General features: G+C 56.5%; 11 protein-coding genes, 1 tRNA gene, 1 pseudogene and 1 riboswitch. Of the genes and pseudogenes, 2 read left to right on the plus strand and 11 right to left on the minus strand.

Features of this window, described 5'->3' with window-relative positions; translation table 11 throughout:
- Window positions 1-348 precede the first annotated feature (348 nt).
- Window positions 349-1,860, plus strand: a complete 1,512-nt coding sequence (locus tag IEX27_RS05975; protein WP_188720012.1) for an ABC transporter substrate-binding protein — start codon at window positions 349-351, stop codon at window positions 1,858-1,860.
- Window positions 1,861-2,201: 341 nt separating this feature from the next.
- Here the strand turns inward: IEX27_RS05975 and IEX27_RS21615 are convergent.
- Together IEX27_RS21615 and trhA are read right to left on the minus strand one after the other, a co-directional pair.
- Window positions 2,202-2,568, minus strand: a pseudogene (locus tag IEX27_RS21615) (cell wall hydrolase); the annotation flags it as partial.
- 338 nt (window positions 2,569-2,906) lie between these two features.
- A complete protein-coding gene (gene trhA, locus IEX27_RS05985) occupies window positions 2,907-3,551 on the minus strand; it encodes a PAQR family membrane homeostasis protein TrhA (RefSeq protein ID WP_188720013.1) in 645 nt (214 codons plus the stop codon).
- Window positions 3,552-3,854: 303 nt separating this feature from the next.
- On the opposite strand from trhA, the gene IEX27_RS05990 reads away from it, so the two are divergent.
- A complete protein-coding gene (locus IEX27_RS05990) occupies window positions 3,855-4,349 on the plus strand; it encodes a GNAT family N-acetyltransferase (RefSeq protein WP_188720014.1) in 495 nt (164 codons plus the stop codon).
- A gap of 50 nt (window positions 4,350-4,399) precedes the next feature.
- On the opposite strand, the gene IEX27_RS05995 is transcribed toward IEX27_RS05990, so the two are convergent.
- The 9 genes from IEX27_RS05995 to IEX27_RS06035 form a co-directional block, all read right to left on the minus strand.
- A tRNA-Arg gene (locus tag IEX27_RS05995) sits at window positions 4,400-4,476 on the minus strand.
- Between the two features lie 449 nt (window positions 4,477-4,925).
- Window positions 4,926-5,954, minus strand: coding sequence for a methionine synthase (locus IEX27_RS06000; RefSeq protein ID WP_188720015.1), 1,029 nt, complete (start codon window positions 5,952-5,954; stop codon window positions 4,926-4,928).
- Between the two features lie 26 nt (window positions 5,955-5,980).
- Entirely contained in the window at window positions 5,981-7,030 is a 1,050-nt protein-coding gene (locus tag IEX27_RS06005; RefSeq protein ID WP_188720016.1) for a DUF1852 domain-containing protein, read from the minus strand.
- A 97-nt stretch (window positions 7,031-7,127) separates the two neighbouring features.
- Window positions 7,128-7,337, minus strand: a riboswitch (cobalamin riboswitch).
- A 548-nt stretch (window positions 7,338-7,885) separates the two neighbouring features.
- Window positions 7,886-11,077, minus strand: coding sequence for an Eco57I restriction-modification methylase domain-containing protein (locus tag IEX27_RS06010; RefSeq protein ID WP_188720017.1), 3,192 nt, complete (start codon window positions 11,075-11,077; stop codon window positions 7,886-7,888).
- A 289-nt stretch (window positions 11,078-11,366) separates the two neighbouring features.
- Window positions 11,367-12,317: a restriction endonuclease gene (locus IEX27_RS06015; RefSeq protein ID WP_188720018.1), complete on the minus strand. Its 951-nt coding sequence runs from the start codon at window positions 12,315-12,317 to the stop codon at window positions 11,367-11,369.
- A gap of 39 nt (window positions 12,318-12,356) precedes the next feature.
- Window positions 12,357-13,697 carry a S1 family peptidase gene (locus IEX27_RS06020; RefSeq protein ID WP_188720019.1) on the minus strand — a complete coding sequence of 447 codons (1,341 nt, stop codon included), beginning with the start codon at window positions 13,695-13,697 and terminating at the stop codon, window positions 12,357-12,359.
- Window positions 13,698-13,715: 18 nt separating this feature from the next.
- Window positions 13,716-14,456: an HNH endonuclease gene (locus IEX27_RS06025; RefSeq protein WP_188720020.1), complete on the minus strand. Its 741-nt coding sequence runs from the start codon at window positions 14,454-14,456 to the stop codon at window positions 13,716-13,718.
- 23 nt (window positions 14,457-14,479) lie between these two features.
- A complete protein-coding gene (locus IEX27_RS06030; protein WP_188720021.1) occupies window positions 14,480-14,728 on the minus strand; it encodes a hypothetical protein in 249 nt (82 codons plus the stop codon).
- A gap of 767 nt (window positions 14,729-15,495) precedes the next feature.
- Complete coding sequence (locus IEX27_RS06035; protein ID WP_244630233.1) at window positions 15,496-16,371, minus strand: GGDEF domain-containing protein; 876 nt, start codon at window positions 16,369-16,371, stop codon at window positions 15,496-15,498.
- Window positions 16,372-17,048 lie beyond the last annotated feature (677 nt).

The raw sequence follows: 17,048 nt of genomic DNA on the forward strand, positions 1-17,048 counted from the left end.
CAAAAGCAAATTGTTGCGTGGACAACCTAGGGATACAGCGTCGCACCGTTCGTTGGCAGGATCCGCGCAGCGCGCGACTATTATGAACCATGCTGGCTGATTGCAATGGCGAAGAACGGGATAAACACCTGCAAAATCGCTGTTTCAGGTGGATACCAGCCGTCGCGGCCTCATGCGCCACGGATCCTGATCACAAGTTATATCCCATAGCAGACGGTATCTTGTGGAAGGCCCCCCGCTCTGTCAAAGAACCATCTGAACAAGAAGCCATGCGACTTGCGGCCGACGCCCTCGCAGCGCCAGACGCCTAACATGCTTCCTGCCCGTTCAGAATGGAGTTCCAGTGTGATGAGAAGTATTTTGGTTCGCGGCATCGCCGGCGCCATGGTGTCCATGGCTGCGCTGGCCGTGCATGCTCAGGCCGCTGAGTTGCGGATCGGCATGCAGGACGATGTCGATATCCTCGATCCGGCACAATCCCAGACCTTCGCCGGTCGCCTCGTTTTCAGCAACCTGTGCGACAAGCTTGTCGACATTTCTCCCAATGTCGAAATCGTCCCGCAGCTTGCGACGGACTGGTCGGTTTCCGACGACGGTCTCAAGCTGACGATGAACCTGCGTCAGGATGCGGTTTTCCACGACGGCACCCCGTTCAACGCGGAAGCGGTCGTCTACAACATCGAGCGTTCCAAGACGCTTGATGAGTCACGCCGCAAGTCCGAGCTGAAGTCGATCGAGAAGGCCGAGGCAACCGGACCGTACCAGGTCACCTTCACGCTGACGAATCCGGATGCGACCCTGCTGTCGCAGTTCTCCGACCGTTCCGGCATGATGGTTTCGCCGAAGGCCGCTCAGGAAGCTGGCGCACAGCTCGCGCAGAACCCGGTTTGCTCCGGTCCGTTCAAGTTCGTCCAGCGCGTCGCACAGGACAAGATCGTTCTGGAGAAGTTCGCGGACTACTGGAACGCTGACAACATCCACATCGACCGCATCACCTATCTGCCGATCCCGGACTCCACCGTTCGCCTGGCCAACCTGCAGTCGGGCGATCTCGACATGGTCGAGCGCATGGCTGCAACCGATGCCGCTGCCGTCGAGGCCGACGCTAACCTTCAGCTGTTCGACGTTGTCAGCCTCGGCTACAACGCGCTCTACGTGAACGTTGGCGACAAGGCCAAGACCCCGATCGGTCAGGACAAGCGCCTGCGTCAGGCCTTCTCCAAGACCATCGACCGCGACGCCCTCTACCAGATCGTCTACGAAGGCAAGGGTCAGGGTGGCAACCAGCCGTTCTCCCCGTCCAGCATCTGGTACGACAAGAGCCGCCCGGTGGAGCCGCGCGACATTGAAGGCGCCAAGGCCCTGATCAAGGAAGCCGGCTTCGACCGCGTGCCCGTCGAGCTTCGTCACGCCAACAACCCTGTCGTTTCGCAGATGGCCCAGGTCATCCAGGCGATGGCTTCCGAAGCTGGCTTCGATGTCAGCCTGCAGGCGATGGAATACGCCGCCATGCTGGCTGAGCAGACTGCCGGCAACTACGAGATGGGCCGCATGAACTGGTCGGGCCGTCCTGATCCGGATGGCAGCATCCATCAGTTCCTCACCTGCGCTGGTGGCCTGAACGACGTTCACTACTGCAACCCGAAGGTTGACGAGCTGCTCAACAAGGCCCGCACGTCTTCCGACTTCGACACCCGCAAGGCTCTCTATGACGAGGCCAACGCGATCCTGCTGGACGAACTGCCGATCATCTACCTCGGCCACGAGGCATACCTCTATGGCCTGAACAAGAAGATCCAGGGCTTTGAGCTCTACCCGGACGGTATGCTGCGCCTCGCAGGCGTGAAGATCGTCGAGTAACGGATTCCTTCAGAGACAAAAAAGATGGGCCGGAAGCAGATGCTTCCGGCCCATTTTCTTTTCCGCAAACGCGGACCGAAAAAGGTTTCCCTCTTTTCTGGAACCGCACTATTCCGCCGATGCGGATTGTTCCTCTTTCTTGATCAGGGCGCCGATGGAGTCGGGGCGTGGCGTTGGTGTCGGAGCGTTGAAGGAAAGAGCCTCCGACTGAGGCGCGGAAGCTTGAGCCTCTGCCACCTGCGGCTGTGAGGCTGGTGCCGGCGCTTCGGCAACCTGCGGAGCGGCCTTGTTCTCCACGCGACCTTCAGCAGCGAGCTGAGACTGGCTCCGGATGCGTTGACCTCGGCTGCGCTTCTCGTAGAAGGCATTGCCGCCCGCGACGAGCACGTAGTGCATGTTCTTGTAAGGGAATTTGAGCCCAGCCGTATGGAAGAACTTGGCATTTCCGACTTTCGGATGCCGCTCTCCCTTCAGCACGGCATCGGCCGCGGCCATCACATCGGGCAGGGCCTTGGAATTCATCTTGCGGGTCATGACGCCGGGCGCGAACTGTTTCTTTTGTGCGACGACCCCGCAAATGGTGTCGGGGTATTCCTCTGACTTGACGCGGTTCATCACCACACTGCCAACGGCGACAAGCCCTTCACGGCTGGAACGGTGGGATTCAAAGAACATCGCACGGGCCAGGCATTCCCGGTCGCTCGCAGTGTGGGAGGTGGGGCCAACCGACGACGTCACAACATCATCGAGCAGATTGCTTGAGCTACAACCGGACACAGCAAGCGACAGTACGGCTGCCGTGACGGCAGCTGGGAGCCGAATGGACACGTTACAAACCTCTTCGAACGGCCCCCGCCGCTGATACCCGTTTTGAAAAGACCTTTTTGGGCGAAAAATGGGCGAAGGTGGCGAAAACCTTTCCCAGTTGCCCTAAAGGCTTATGCCTCAAACCAGATGAGGCCATTGTGCAGGCAAGTTCTTGTCAGTTGGTTAACGAATTAACTTATTATTGACTATGCTGCCGCTGCTGCCGACCGATCGAATACTCAGGCGGCTGGGCTTCCCGTCAACGAGACAAACACTGCACTGTAGTGAATGATGGCGCCGGCCAGCACGAAGCCGTGCCAGATGGCGTTCTGGAAGCGCAGGCTGTGCCAGACGTGGAACACCACGCCGACGGAATAAACCACGCCGCCAGCAAGGATCAACCAGAGCACCGTGGGCGACAGGCTGGTGAGCATCGTGTCGAAGAGCGCGGCGCCGCTCCAGCCCAGCCCCAGGTAGAGGAGGATCGCCAGACGGTCAAAACGACCGGGAAAGACGATCTTCAGGAATACACCGGTGGCTGCCACCGACCACATCCAGACAAGCAGGCCCGTGGCCTCCATCTGCAGCGCAAAGGGCGTATAGGTGCCGGCAATCAGCAGGAAGATGGCGGCGTGGTCGTATTTGCGGAGCTTCCATTTCACCGGGCTCACCGGCCACATGTTGTAGACCGCCGACATGGTGAGCGTCGCCACGAGTGTCACCGCATAGACGGAGGCCGCAAGCGCCACGCCGGGCTCCGGATGCCACAGGTTGCCGATGATGAGTGCGCCAGCGCCCATGAGGGCGAACAGCACACCGGCGACATGGATCGCGCCGTCCGCAATGGACTCGGATCGATCATAGCGCCAGGACATCTCGTTCATGCAACCCTCTCCAAGCCTAAATCTCGCCCATGATTATGGCGTCAGAAGGAAAGCATGGTGACAAACCTTTGACGCCGGCCATGGCCGTTCGGACGACGATCCATGGAATGACGAAGCAGTGCGGAGGTTCCATGCGCGGCGGAATGTGCGCAGCGCAACGCACGGCACGGAACCACGCACCTTACCGTCCTGATCCAGAGTGAAGCTGGACAATCCTGACGCAGTTGGACTAGGCGGTTTTCTGTCTGACCACGTAGTTGATTCAAGCTATCCGAACAGTATTCAGTCGAAAGCCGCTCTACCATGACCGCAAACTCTCCCGTGACCGTGCGTGAAGCCACGATTGAGGACGCATCCGAAATACTTGCGCTGATCAAGGAGCTTGCGGCTTTCGAAGACTTGTCCAATGCGGTCGCCATGGATGAAGAACGGCTGCGCGAGGATGGGTTCGGCTCCGCCCCCCGGTTCCATGTTCTGCTCGCGGAAGATGTTGAGGGCGTGGTCGGCTACCTCAGCTACATGATCCGCTATTCGATCTGGGGAGGCGGCGAGTTCATCAATCTGGACGACATCTATGTGCGCGAGAGCGCCCGCGGCAGGGGCGCCGGCCTGGCACTGATGCGCCGGCTGGCCGAAATCGCCGCAGCACGGAAGATGACGGTGCGCTGGGAACTGCTCGTCGACAACCTGCCGGCCAGGAAGTTCTACACCATGCTCGGCGCAACGATTTCCGAGAAGCTCATCGCACGGTGGTCGGTTGAGACTGTTCAGGCGTTGGTGAGAGACGGACAGGACTAGCGGACGAGCTGCTTAGCCCGTTTGCGTATTCAAGTTACTCAAAATGAAAATGGCGCACCCGACAGGATTCGAACCTGTGACCTCTGCCTTCGGAGGGCAGCACTCTATCCAGCTGAGCTACGGGTGCCTGTTCCAGCGCATCGCCGGAAGCCGAACTGCCGCCTTCATAACCTAAGCCTCCCCATGCATCAATGGAGAATGTGCGTTTCTCCCAAGGCAGTGGTCACAGGTTCGAAGCCTGTCGGCTGCGCGCCGAAAATGTGCCGGGAGTGGCGGGGATGTGGCGGTAGGTGATACCGACGGAAGCGCGTCGATGAAGCCATTCCAAGCGCGTTCATCAATCGAGGGAGACCAGAGCGTCCATGCAACAATAGCCAGCTCTCTAAAATCCGTAGGCCTGTCCATTACGTTGACGCGGCGGTCCACAATGCCCATGCCAGTCTCTCAAGTGTCCGCAACAAGCCGTATCGATGCGGCCGTGCAACGTTGCATTTTCGTGCTCTGTGCGGGAAGTTGTCTCGCCGTGGAATCGGCGTGGCCGCTTCGGCGAGACGGTAAGGTGGACCACTAGATGCTTTAGACGGAGAGCTCCTTTCGGATGATTTCCGCTCCTGCGCTCAAAGCCTTCAGCTTGCCTGTCGCTACGTGACGAGGCAGCGGGGCCATGCCGCAGTTGGTGCATGGGTAGAGCTTATCTGCATCTACGAACTGAAGCGCTTTTCGCAGCGTATCGGCCACTTCCTCCGGCGTCTCGATTGTATTTGTCGCCACGTCTATGGCGCCTACCATCACCTTCTTGCCTCGAATGAGTTCGATCAGATCGATTGGAACATGCGAGTTGTGGCATTCAAGCGATATCAGATCGACACTAGATTTCTGGAGTTTGGGGAAGGTCTCCTCATACTGTCTCCACTCCGACCCGAGGGTTTTTTTCCAGTCTGTATTGGCCTTGATGCCGTAGCCATAGCAGATGTGGACTGCGGTTTCGCACTCGAGCCCTTCCAATGCCCGTTCCAGGGTGGCTATCCCCCAATCGTTCACCTCGTCGAAGAAGACGTTGAACGCAGGTTCGTCGAACTGGATGATATCGACGCCAGCAGCCGCCAATTCCTTCGCCTCTTCATTGAGAATTTTGGCGAATTCCCAGGCCAGTCTCTCACGACTCTTATAGTGGGCATCGTAGAGCGTATCGACCATCGTCATGGGACCAGGCAGTGCCCATTTGATGGGCTGCCGGGTTTGCTGGCGCAAAAACCTGGCATCTTCGACAAAAACCGACTTCGGACGGGAGACCGCGCCGACGACCGTCGGCACACTCGCATCATAGCGGCTACGAATTCTGACCGTCTCACGTTTCTCGAAATCAACGCCGTCAAGGTGTTCAATAAATGTGGTGACGAAATGCTGGCGCGTTTGCTCGCCGTCGCTGACGATATCGATACCCGTCTGCCGTTGATCGTCGAGTATCAGGCGCAGGGCATCCTGCTTTCCCGCAATCAATTCCTCATCTTCCAGTTTCCATGGCGACCAAAGTTTCTCCGATTCCGCAAGCCAGGAGGGCTTTGGCAAGCTGCCGGCGGTGGACGTGGGCAAGAGTGTTTCCAAGACAGATGACCTTGTGTTTCGGTTGATCAAAGAGTGTAATTGGCAGACCACTGCGCAAGGATGGCCCCGTATGGTTTGATGAAGCGCTCCTCGGCGAATTTCCCCTGTTCGACAGCAAGCCGGCTTCGCTCTTCGCGGTCGTAGACAATTCGGGTCAGTGAATAGTCCTGATGCTTCAGACTTGGCTGATAGCAGGCGCTTGCCGCAGAATTGGCATTGTAGATCTCGGGCCGGTAGATTTTCTGGAAGGTCTCCATGGTGCTGATGGTGCTGATCAGCTCCAGATCAGTGTAGTCGCCGAGCAGGTCTCCTACAAAATAGAAGGCTAGAGGCGCAACGCTGCCCTCGGGCATGAAGTAGCGAGCCTGCATCCCCATCTTCTTGAAGTATTTATCGGTAGATGAGAATTCGTCCTGTTTGTATTCGACGCCCAACACAGGATGCCGGTTCTGGGTCCGGCGATAGGTGTTGCTGCTAGAAATGCTCAAGCAGATGACCGGTGCCTTGGCGAAATGCTCGTTGTAAGCGTCGGATTTCAGGAAACTCTTGAAAAGGTTCCCATGCAGATCACCGAAGTCGTCCGGCATGCTGAAATCAGGCCGGTTTTTATTGTGCTCTGACAGGACTACGCTGAAGTCGTAATCCCGAACGTAAGAAGAAAAATTGTTGCCGACAATTCCCTCGATCCGATGGTTGTTTCTTCGATCCAGGATCGTCGTATTCAGGATCTCAATCAGCGGAAAGGCTTCGATCTTTCCGTATGCAGCGACTGTCATCTCGACGGAAATGATATCGAGCTCGACAGAGTAACGATCGCCTTTGGGGTTGTCCCAATGCGCCAGAGCGTTGAAGCGATTGTCAATCATCCTCAAGGCGCTGCGCAGGTTCTCTGACCGGTTTTCCCCTCTGGCCAGATTGGCGAAATTCGTCGTTATGCGCGTATTTTCTGCCGGACGGTAATCCTCATCAAAACGAATACTCTTAAGGCGGAACGTGAAGTCGTTTCCCGTCGCGCTCGGCTGGGGATCGACGGGCGACACGGCCGGAGCGGCTATACGAGTTGCGATTTGCGACATGGCTTACCCCAATGAGTTGGGGGCAAGGATCAGCGGACACATAGCAAATGAGGCCGTCACGCGGCCTCCGCTACGGCACACCGGGACACCCCGCCCGTGGACGTTACATGTCAGGGCAGGTCTCCTGGCTCGCGGGTCGTAGCCTCCTTCCGTCTTCCCAAGGCTCACGCCTCAGTGACATTGATGGATTTGGCTCGCCGCATACAGTTGCGGGGGCAGCGCCGGCATTGCACTCGCGCACCGGCTTCCCTCTTAGCTCTGGCCGCTCCCAATGGGTGGCCAGAGAACCATGACGCCGCGACTCTGGGACAAAAAAACCGCAGCGTCAATGGGACATAAAGAAATATTTATATCTTTACGTCTGCATGGCGTTCGAGGGGTTTAATCTCAGTAACATCTTGCGTGGGCGCTTCTAGTGTGTCGGCGGCCCTGACAGATCCGACGTGCAATTTCCCTCATATACTGATTGGGAATGTCCTGCAGCGGCGAACGCTTCATACGTTGCTTTCACCACTTGACGCAGAGTTGCGCACTGGCGAGCGCCTGCGGCTTGGAGGCTCACCATCGCGCCAGTGAGCTTCTATGAGTCAATGGATGCTTGCGCTGTAGGTGCTTTGTTCAGGAATGACCCCACGATTTTCATCGTTAAAGATCGCGCCTGCGAGCTCGCTGGTGCCCGGTTGGATCCCCATGCATCAATGGAGAATGTGCGTTTCTCCCAAGGCAGAGGTCACAGGTTCGAATCCTGGCGGGTGCGCGGGGATGAAAGGGGAGTGGCTGGGTTGTGGCGTGGGTGTGGGTGCGAAATGCCTAACGAGTGCACCCACCCTCACTGAGATGGCTTACGCTTCGAGCCTATATCGAGCTCTCTAGAAGAGCAATTTCTTGTTCGGTTAATTCGAACAGCTCATAGACGATGCTATCTATCTGGGCTTCAGCCTGGGCAATTTCCGCGGTCAGGCGGGCGATCTCGGCGCGGTCACGGTTGATCCAGTCTTCCCAGTCGGAGCGATCGGCCAGCGGGATGTCGGCCTTGAACACCTTCTTCACCTCGGCGCGGAAAGTGGCGAAGTCGGGCAGGGTCCACCATTCCTGAAGCCGGGTTGTCAGCTTTGGTTCACGTTCAGGCGGGCAGAGATCGGGAATCCGGCGCGTCAGGGCCGTTTGCAGGGCCAGACGTTTATGCGCGGCACTACTGGCGCGCTTGCTTTCAGCGGCGAGCTGCGCACGCCTTGTCTCATCCCATTTTGGGATTGGCAGCTTTTCAACGTATTGCACCCGCAGCTCATGGTAGCCGCCCCGCACTGGCGGGCTCATGGATGATAACATGAACCAGAGGACCTGACTGTTTAGGAGCGCCAGCAAGGCCTGGTCATCGGACGGGATCAGATAGGACTTGTCGTTCGAGAAAGCCCCTTGGGGTTCGAATGAAAAATTTCGCTCGGCGTTGAAATGCGGATAACTGATCTTCGGCGCGACAAAGTGCGGAGCATAGGCTTCTTGCGCTTGTTGCAGCTCGAACCATTCCTGTTTTGTGGCGCGCTTTTCCAGCTTGTCCCTAAAGGGCAACAGCCATTCCCGGATGGCCGGATAATCGTCAATGTCGATCCGATTCTTGGGAATGTAGATGAGCCACAGGCCGCGCGGTTCGGCCCGCCAGCGTTTCAGGTCCTTGCCTTCGAGGAAGGGCTTCAGCAGATCGGCAGACTTTGGGTCTTGCGCACAGAGGCGTTCCTTGGTGGCGTTGTCGATCACAAAGGCTCCGTTCAACCCTGTAACAATTCCCCGGCAGGGTGCGCCATATACGCTTTTCAGGGTCTTCCTACCCTTTTTGATCTTGTCCCGCAGGGCGCGCAGGGCGGGGTTTTCCAGTTCCCATGACCCGGCCCCCAGGGCCATTTGTGGATACGGGCCGGCAGCGGCTTCCCAAGTGGCGAGGAAGTTGTTTTCTGGAAGGGCATCCACCTTCCAGAAGCGCAGCTCATGCCCCTCGGGCGCAACTCCGCGTTTCATAGTCAGGATGGCCGGATAGGTGGTCACCCCCTCGAAGACTTGCAGGTCGCCAAAATCGACTACGCTTTCAATGGTTGCCTCTTTCAGAAGGTATTCGCGCAGGGGCTTGCCCGAGCCGGTCTTGAAGAAGGTGTTCGAGGAAATGTAGCCCAAGCGCCCGCCCAGCTTCAGCAGGCGCAGGCCGCGCTCGTAGAAATAGCAGTAGAGATCAGCCCTGTCGGAAACCACCTCATAGCGCTTTTCCAGATAGGGTTTCAGGAGCTTCAGAAACTCCATGCGGACGTAGGGCGGATTGCCCAGAACCACGTCGAACCCACCTTCGGCAAAGACGCTGGGGAAGGCGGTTTCCCACGTAAAGGCTTGATCGAGATAGGCGAAGTTGCTGTCCTCGATCAGGCTGTCGCCGACGCGGATGGTGCCCGAGAGGCTGTCCAAAACCTTGCCGCGCCGCGCGGTCTTGATCCAGAGTGATAGCTTGGAGATCTCGATGCTTTCCTCGTTCACGTCCACGCCGAAGAGGTTGTCGGTCAGAATTTCACTGTCCGGGACATAGTCGAGCAGATCGCCAAAATGCTCCGCCTTAGGCAGCAGGTCTTTGATTTTGTCGTTCACGCGGGTCAGTTCGGCCTTCATGAAGTCGAAGGCCATGATCAGGAACACACCGGAGCCACAGGCGGGATCAACAATGCGCAAGGATTTCAGGCGATCGCGATAGGACTGCCAGGCTTCCAGCTCGGCCGACTTTTTCCGCCAGGGGATGTTTTGGTAGTCGGTGACATCCGCGCCCTTCTTGGCGTGCGCGCGCAAGGTGTCTTCGAAGATTTCCCGCAGGTGCGTGCCCAGGGTTTCGGCCACGATGAACCGCGCAATGTAATCAGGGGTATAGACCACCCCGTCACGTTTGCGCCGTCCGCTTGTGCCAGTGGTTTTCTCGGGCTCTTCCTCTTCACCGCGGGCGATCGCTTGCAGACGTTCCACGTCCGCGATGGACTGTTCGAAGATATGGCCGAGGACCGTGACAGAGACTTCGGAGGCGAAGTCATACTCGCCCAGGGTTTTGAACCCTTCGCAGATGTCATCGGGGATGTTCAGCCCATTGATCACCGCGTCTTCGCGGAACAGACCCCCGTTGTAGCGCGGGATTTTCAGCTCGTTGTTACCCTCGTCGATGGCGCGGAACAGACCCTTGAAATTGTCCCAGACGGGGCGCGGATTGTAAGGGTCACGTGCGATGAAGGCGTTTTCCAGCGTGTTGTCTGGCAGCAGGCCGGTATCTTCGGCAAAGGCGATAAACAACACCCGATCGAGGATCTTCTGCGCCAAGGCGATCGCATCGAGGGGCGCGATCGCGGCGTCTGCCTTCTGGACGGCGCTCAGGAGCTTGAGGCGTAGGTCCTTGTAGTCCTGATACAGGCTGTCGGTGATGTCCTTGTCTTCGCGGCGGCTTTCTTTCAGAATCTCAACTGTGCGACCAGACAATAGATTTTCCGCCGACAGGAGCAGCATGAAGCGCGCATATTCTGCCGGGTCAGTCAGCTGGTCGAGACGAAACACTTCATAGGCCGCGGTGCCTTCCCCGAAGCCGTAGAGCCGCAGTTCAACCATGTTCGAGACCAGCACCCACTGCACACCCCGCGCGTTCATGGCGTATTCCCACGCCTGTTGAACAGGGCTCTTGTTTCGGCCTGGCATTACCGCGTCAAGGTTGAGTGTATCAGCGCCCTTCAACTCAAAAGGAGCGATGATTTCGGGGGTCTTGCCTCCGAAGCGCCCCAGTGCCAGATCTACACTTCCCCTTAAGATGGATTGTTCGGTGGAGAGATTATATTCGGCGCCGCCCGCCGGGCCGTGATAGCCAAGGATGCTTTCAACGATCTTGGAAGCAAATTGCCCATGAAGAGCCGTTTCTTTAAGATTGTTGATTCGGCCAGAGGTAATCAGATCTGCCCAGGCCTCGAGCGTCGCCAAGTGTTCTGATGGGATCGCTACCGCCTTTATATAGCGACTTAATGTTTTACGGTTGAACAGATTCATGAATGCAATCCCGCCGCATGGGCTTGAGGCGCTGAATTCTAGCCGTCTTAGACGGCGAGCCATTGAACTTCTGGGTTCTGAAGTTGGCTCTTCCTAGCGGGTTTCGAACTTCGCGTTTGGTGTAACGCAGCTCCCCATCCGATTATTGCGGCAGAGACAATCAACGTTTTCAAAATTCTTCCCCATCCCATATATCCCTGAAGCAACGTCTATCGCCTTGGTTGCTGGTGTCAACGGGATCCGCGCCGGAAATAAGTGCAGTGATCTCTCTAGGTAGGTGTTCTGATCGTCATGGAGTAACGCTGGCGAAATAGTCTTCATCCACTGACCGGATAAGATAGGTTTGTCGAGTTCTAACACCCACGCCATGCAGGATCATCAACTGCGCCAATCGTTGCCCGTTGATCAACACCACACGGTGCTGAACGCGTCGAAGATAGTCATGGGCTTCGCGTGAAAAGTCCGAGGTCGTTACAAAAACGCCCTTTGTTGCTCCTTCGCCGGTCAAAGAGCCGATAAAGCGCTGAACGTCCGGCCTGCCGACCCGATTGTCCTCTGCGTAGCGTTTCGCCTGGATGTAGACGGCATCTAACCCTAAGGCGTCTTCATGGATAATCCCATCAATGCCACCATCACCCGTCGCCTTCGTGAGGCTGCCGCGTTCAATATTCCCTCCACCGTAGCCCATTGCACTCAAGAGATCGAGAATGAGCCGTTCAAACCGCTGGGGCGAAAGTTGGAAAAGCAGCGCAAGCAGTTCATCCCTGAGAGCAGCGTTGAGGAGTGTAGATGCAGCCTCTATTGCATCTTCCGGAGTTTGGCTGTCATCTATTAACGTAACGTCCCCTGAGACGGGCTCCGTCGAAGTGGCCCTATAATCCTCCCGTCCTGGTGCCTTCGAGTTTTCGATCCACTCGGAAAAATTCGTAAACTGCGCGAGATATGCATTATCGATCTTAACAGGCTCATCAGCGAGAACGTTGCGTCCGAGCTCCGTAATCACGTGTAAATTCCGTCGCGGAGAAGTAAGTAGGCCGGCCTTAGCGAGATACGTGCGTGCCCAATGAGCTCGGTTCTGAAGCAAGGTTTGGGTGCCACTCGGAATTAGCTCGGCGGCCTCTTCGTCAGTGATGTTGAACTGCACTCGGAGTTTAGGAATACAGCTTTGCACGTTCGGCAGGCCTTCGGCAAAAAGGCGCAACAAAGGGAGCATGAGTGTTTCGTAGTCTGGGATGGGCATGTTCCCCACATTCCTCGTTATTTAGGTGCTTGCGTCAGCTTATTTGCCGCAGCGATGCCATTGCATCTGATAAGCGAACTGGCCGGGACGGCCATAGCACCATCCCATTGCGGTAAGGGCAGTGTCCGTATATTCGCGCTCATCGCATGATCGCCAGGTGTCGGTTGAATCTCCAGAACCACCGCGGCATTTCCCATTTCGTTCATGCCAGCGCACGAGCATTCCGTCGGGCTTGGCTGATTGACCTTTCAAGACCTGGCCCGTCTCTTTCAGGATGCGAAGGTTTTTCGTATCAAGGGAGAAGCTGAATATCGCAACGCCGCTGGAGCGCTTCTTCCGACTGGGGCTGTAGGCGAACCAATCGACCGTCGCTGACACGATGCAAAGCGCTCCTTGACAATCCGTCAACAGACTTCCTTCCCGAAGGCTGTAGTCCCGAATAGGCCATCTCTGCGCAAATTTTTGTTTCTCATCCATCAAGCTGTCCAAGGTGATTGGCTTGCCGTAGAAGTTGACGTTCCTCGCATAGACGCTGCTCATGAACTCCAACGCGTCTTCGTTCGGCATGGACCAGGCGTCGTGATAGACACGCGCGAAGGCTGCCGCGAGATCTGATGGACTAACAGTCGATACGGTCCCCTCTTGCCTGGTAGCAACTTGCGACTGGGCAACAGATTGAGTCTCTTCATCTCCATAGCAGAGAAGCTGAAGCACACCTGGCGTTGTAGTTTCAGCCAGATCGGCAGTCGATAATGCCTCCGAGCCGGCCGACTTTTGATATGCAATGGACCTGCTTTGTAGAAAGAGCTCAAGCACCATCGACCGAATGGCGAAGTTGACGTTTTGTGGGAGAATGCCTGTGTTCTCAGCGAACTTCGTCCCAAGAACTGCGGTGGCTACACCAATTACGGCACCGGAGCGATCCACAACAGGACCGCCGGAGTTGCCTGGTTGAAGTGCCGTCGAGATTTGCAGGTAGCGCGTATCGTTGTCGATCCCGACAAGCGAGTTGATGATGCCGGTTGTAATCTTGATCGAGTCTGAGAGGATGCCGTGAAGAGGATAACCAAGGGCCGCGATGTCGTCACCCAAACGCGGTGGTGTGTCGCGCAACGCCAAGAACGTCCGTGAGTTAGAGCCTGCCTCAAACTTCACAGCTGCAAGGTCATTCTGCCGGTCTATGATCCAGTTTAAAGCCTCCCCGATACCAGGAGCGGCCACTCTCGAGCATTCCTCGAGAACGTGAGCGTTGGTGACCGCCCATCCGTCTCCGTTCACAAAGAACGCTGTCCCCGATGAGTGTGGGCGGTTATCTGCAAAGGCAGAGCTAGACAGAACACCGGCAGATAGACCGATCGTCAGCAATACTTTCCACAGCATCTATCCCGCCTCCTTAGCTCACCGTGAGTTTCGCCGGTGAGCTGATGCTTGCCTCAGAATCTCTCGTGCGTGGTCAATGTCTACCCAACGGGAATGCAGAACCATAGCGCGATGAATGAGACGATGGCAGTTGGCGCAGAGTAGCGCGAGGTCTGAAAGCTTGGTCTTACGCTCGCCGGCGTCCGCAAGCGGCACCAGATGATGCGCTTCGAACATGGCCTCCTGCATTGATGTATCCAGATCCTGGCGGGTGACCTCACATATTTCGCAGCAGAGTCCTTCGCCTCGTCGAGCTTCTAGCAAGAGCTTTCTCAGCTTCGGATTTCGCTCGCGACGAACATGCAACGCAGTAAGTAAACGTCCCTCGGGAAGCTCCTGATCGATTTCTGGTAGGGGTTCCAGCCCTGCGACTTCGATGCCTGTTTTGATAGCACTGGCAATTCGATGCACTTCATCTTTCCTGTGCCCGAACTCAGCCCATACTTGGCGATCCATACTCGAGACATTGCCTAATCCCTTGCCGGTTGCCACCTGGCGGATATTCATCAGTTTGAAACCTACACCGTCAGGGTTTCGGAACGTTGGCTGCTTCGCCGCTTCCTGATGATAAGGCAGCGACCGGAGCATGTTCGACAGTTCAATGACAGATGCAGACTTTGGGGAAGGCACCACTCCATCTAGCTGGAGATAGAGATCGAGAGCGAGGATTGTCTCGTCTCGTGTCCATTTAGGATTACCATGACCTTGTGTTCTCGCCATTCCGAACCCCGACAGCTCTCTCTTCAGATATACGGGCCTGGCCAGGTCGCATCATGCATGGGCTTGCCGGCACACAGATAATCAGCCACGAAGCGTCCCGTGGCGCGATCACGGCAGCGCCACATCGAGCCGTAGGGACCATAGAATTGATCCCAAGCAGTTCCGTAGCTGGGAGAGTAGCCCCCGCCATAGCCATTGTGTGCTGCTGCTCCAGCGGCAGCCGCAGCTCCCGCAATAGCGATGCCTGTGACGATAGCTCGATCATTAGCCATCAATCGTTGACATTTCTCGAGGGAAGCTCCTCGACGGACTAGTAAGTTCGCAGCCGCCTGTCTTTGACCCTCATCAGAATTACCGAGCCACTCACGGCAAAGCGTGTTCGTGCTCTCTGCGGTAAGGTCACGTTGCACTGCAGTTGTATTGGTGGCGCAACCGCTTAGGATCCCCACGGCAATGAGAAAATATGCCTCTAACTTCATTGTATTCCCCCAACCCTACCCAGTTTAAGCATACTGATCCAGGAGTAGTCCAGCAGGGAACTCGCCGGCGATCGCTTACGATCTCGTTGCATTCCACCGCGCTAGTGAGCTTCCCTGACCCGATGGCAGATGCTCGTGGCGAAAAGCTGATGGTTGCAAGCTGGGCGCAATGGATGAGGCCAACTGCATCAAGGTGACGGCAGGCTATTCATGTGGGGATAGAAGGCCCGCAGTCACCAGGACTCAGAAGCACTGAGTCCTTTCCGATAGATTATGACCATGAGCCATGACGAAACCGGCGATAAGTGGTTGTAGTCGATCCCGGTCCGCAATTCAAGATTGTATCTAAGAACGCTTACGATTCTAACTTTATCGAGTGCCCACCTGTGGAACTCAGACAATCGCGATTCGCCGCATGTATCCGCAGCCTCTCGCATCTGCGCTGTATGAAATGAGGCTCACCGGCAGCGTTCGCATCCCCGATGCCCGCGGAGCGTTGGGCGACAATGGTTGCGTTACTGGTAAGCGCGGAAAGCCAACGTCAGCTTACTCTCTTTGCCTCAGGGAAGCTCCCTAGCGAGCGTTTGCGGTCCAGATGCTCTCTGTGCGCTCTTCGGCATTGGTCGTCCCGGTGAGCTTCTCTCGGCATGCGAACCGTCAGCTACCTCACTGTGTTCGCTATCTGGTTTATGTGCAGCCAGTTCAGGCATTGCCTGGTTGTCTGCAGGACGTCTGACCTTCTTGCGGTAAAGGTCACTATCAGTGTGAGACATGATATCGCGAAAGCTTGTTCCAGGTCGACATTGTTGCGCCCCTACGGAGATCGATAACGGGACGTTTTTCAGCCCACTTCTGGTGCGGAACTCTTGAGCTGCAATCATGTTTATTTCGGCAGAAAGCTGTTCTGCCTTCTTCACTTCAGCGTGCGGGACAAAGGCGCAAAACTCATCTCCGCCAATCCGCGCTATCAGGCACCCATCGCCAATAACGGCCGAAAGTGCCGAGGCCGTGGCTATGATCGCGTCGTCTCCGATAAGATGACCATGTCGGTCATTGATCTGCTTGAGGTAGTCAACGTCGGCCAGAATGAACTTGCCGGCTGACCGATGCCTCATGGCGCTATCAAATTGAGCCTCGAAGCTACGTCGGTTCAATAAGCCGGTTAATGGATCCGTATTGGCTTGTTTTGCAAGATCCTGGGCTTCTTTCAAGAGTTTCGTGTAGGCGGTTTCCAGCCTCTCCAGCCATGAGAACACCACGACGGAAATCGGGAACGCGATGACAAGCGGCAGGATTGTTCGAACCAAGATCGTGATGTTGTCGGATTTTACGCCCGCTAAAAGCCGAATTCCCGTGGAAATCGAGATCGACATTGTCGCGACGACCAATGTGATAGTGGCTGCCCGCTTCAGCACGAACCGTGAAGGAAATTTCACTGCCCTGACCCCCCGATCGCATTGGCATAGTAACGCAAGCTGTTCTGACAGTGCAGACGCGAGAAGTCCAGCGGTGCTGTCCATGTGGAGATGCTCTGGTTGACTCGGGGAAGCTCGCTGGCGAGCGTCTGCATGCTGGGCGATCTCAGAGTGCTCTGACGCCACCGATCGCGCCTGTGAGCTCGTATGAATCAATGGCGGCTCGTGCAAAGACGCCGCGCTGAAGGCTGATCCACCAGACGGGGCGAAGACTGGCTGACTATTCGGTCTGCGACGTTGGACCTGGTTGATCACGCCAACCCTGCTCATGCGTGCAGCCGTCCAGGCAGCGATGTCGTCCGGAACAGTGGGCAGTTTGGTTGCTTGAGTATGTCCTGGTTGACTCAGGGAAGCTCGCTGGCGAGCGTTTGCTGTCCGGACGGTCTTCTTGACCGCTTCCAGGCATGGATCGCGCCAGTGAGCGTCTATGAGCGTGCAGGCGCGCCGATAGCTATCCACCTACCTAGAGCGACTGGTCAATGAAGAGCATAAGAATGCGCTCAGCATCGTGGTTATAAATGAGATGGCTAGAAAACACGGGGTTTCATTGTGAGTTGCTACGAACGGCCGGAGTGCCTAACGTCTAAGCGCCTGAGCAGTATCTATATCATGGTGTGGATGCCTAAAATACCTCATCC

This window comes from Nitratireductor aestuarii (assembly GCF_014641695.1).
GTDB lineage: Bacteria > Pseudomonadota > Alphaproteobacteria > Rhizobiales > Rhizobiaceae > Chelativorans > Chelativorans aestuarii.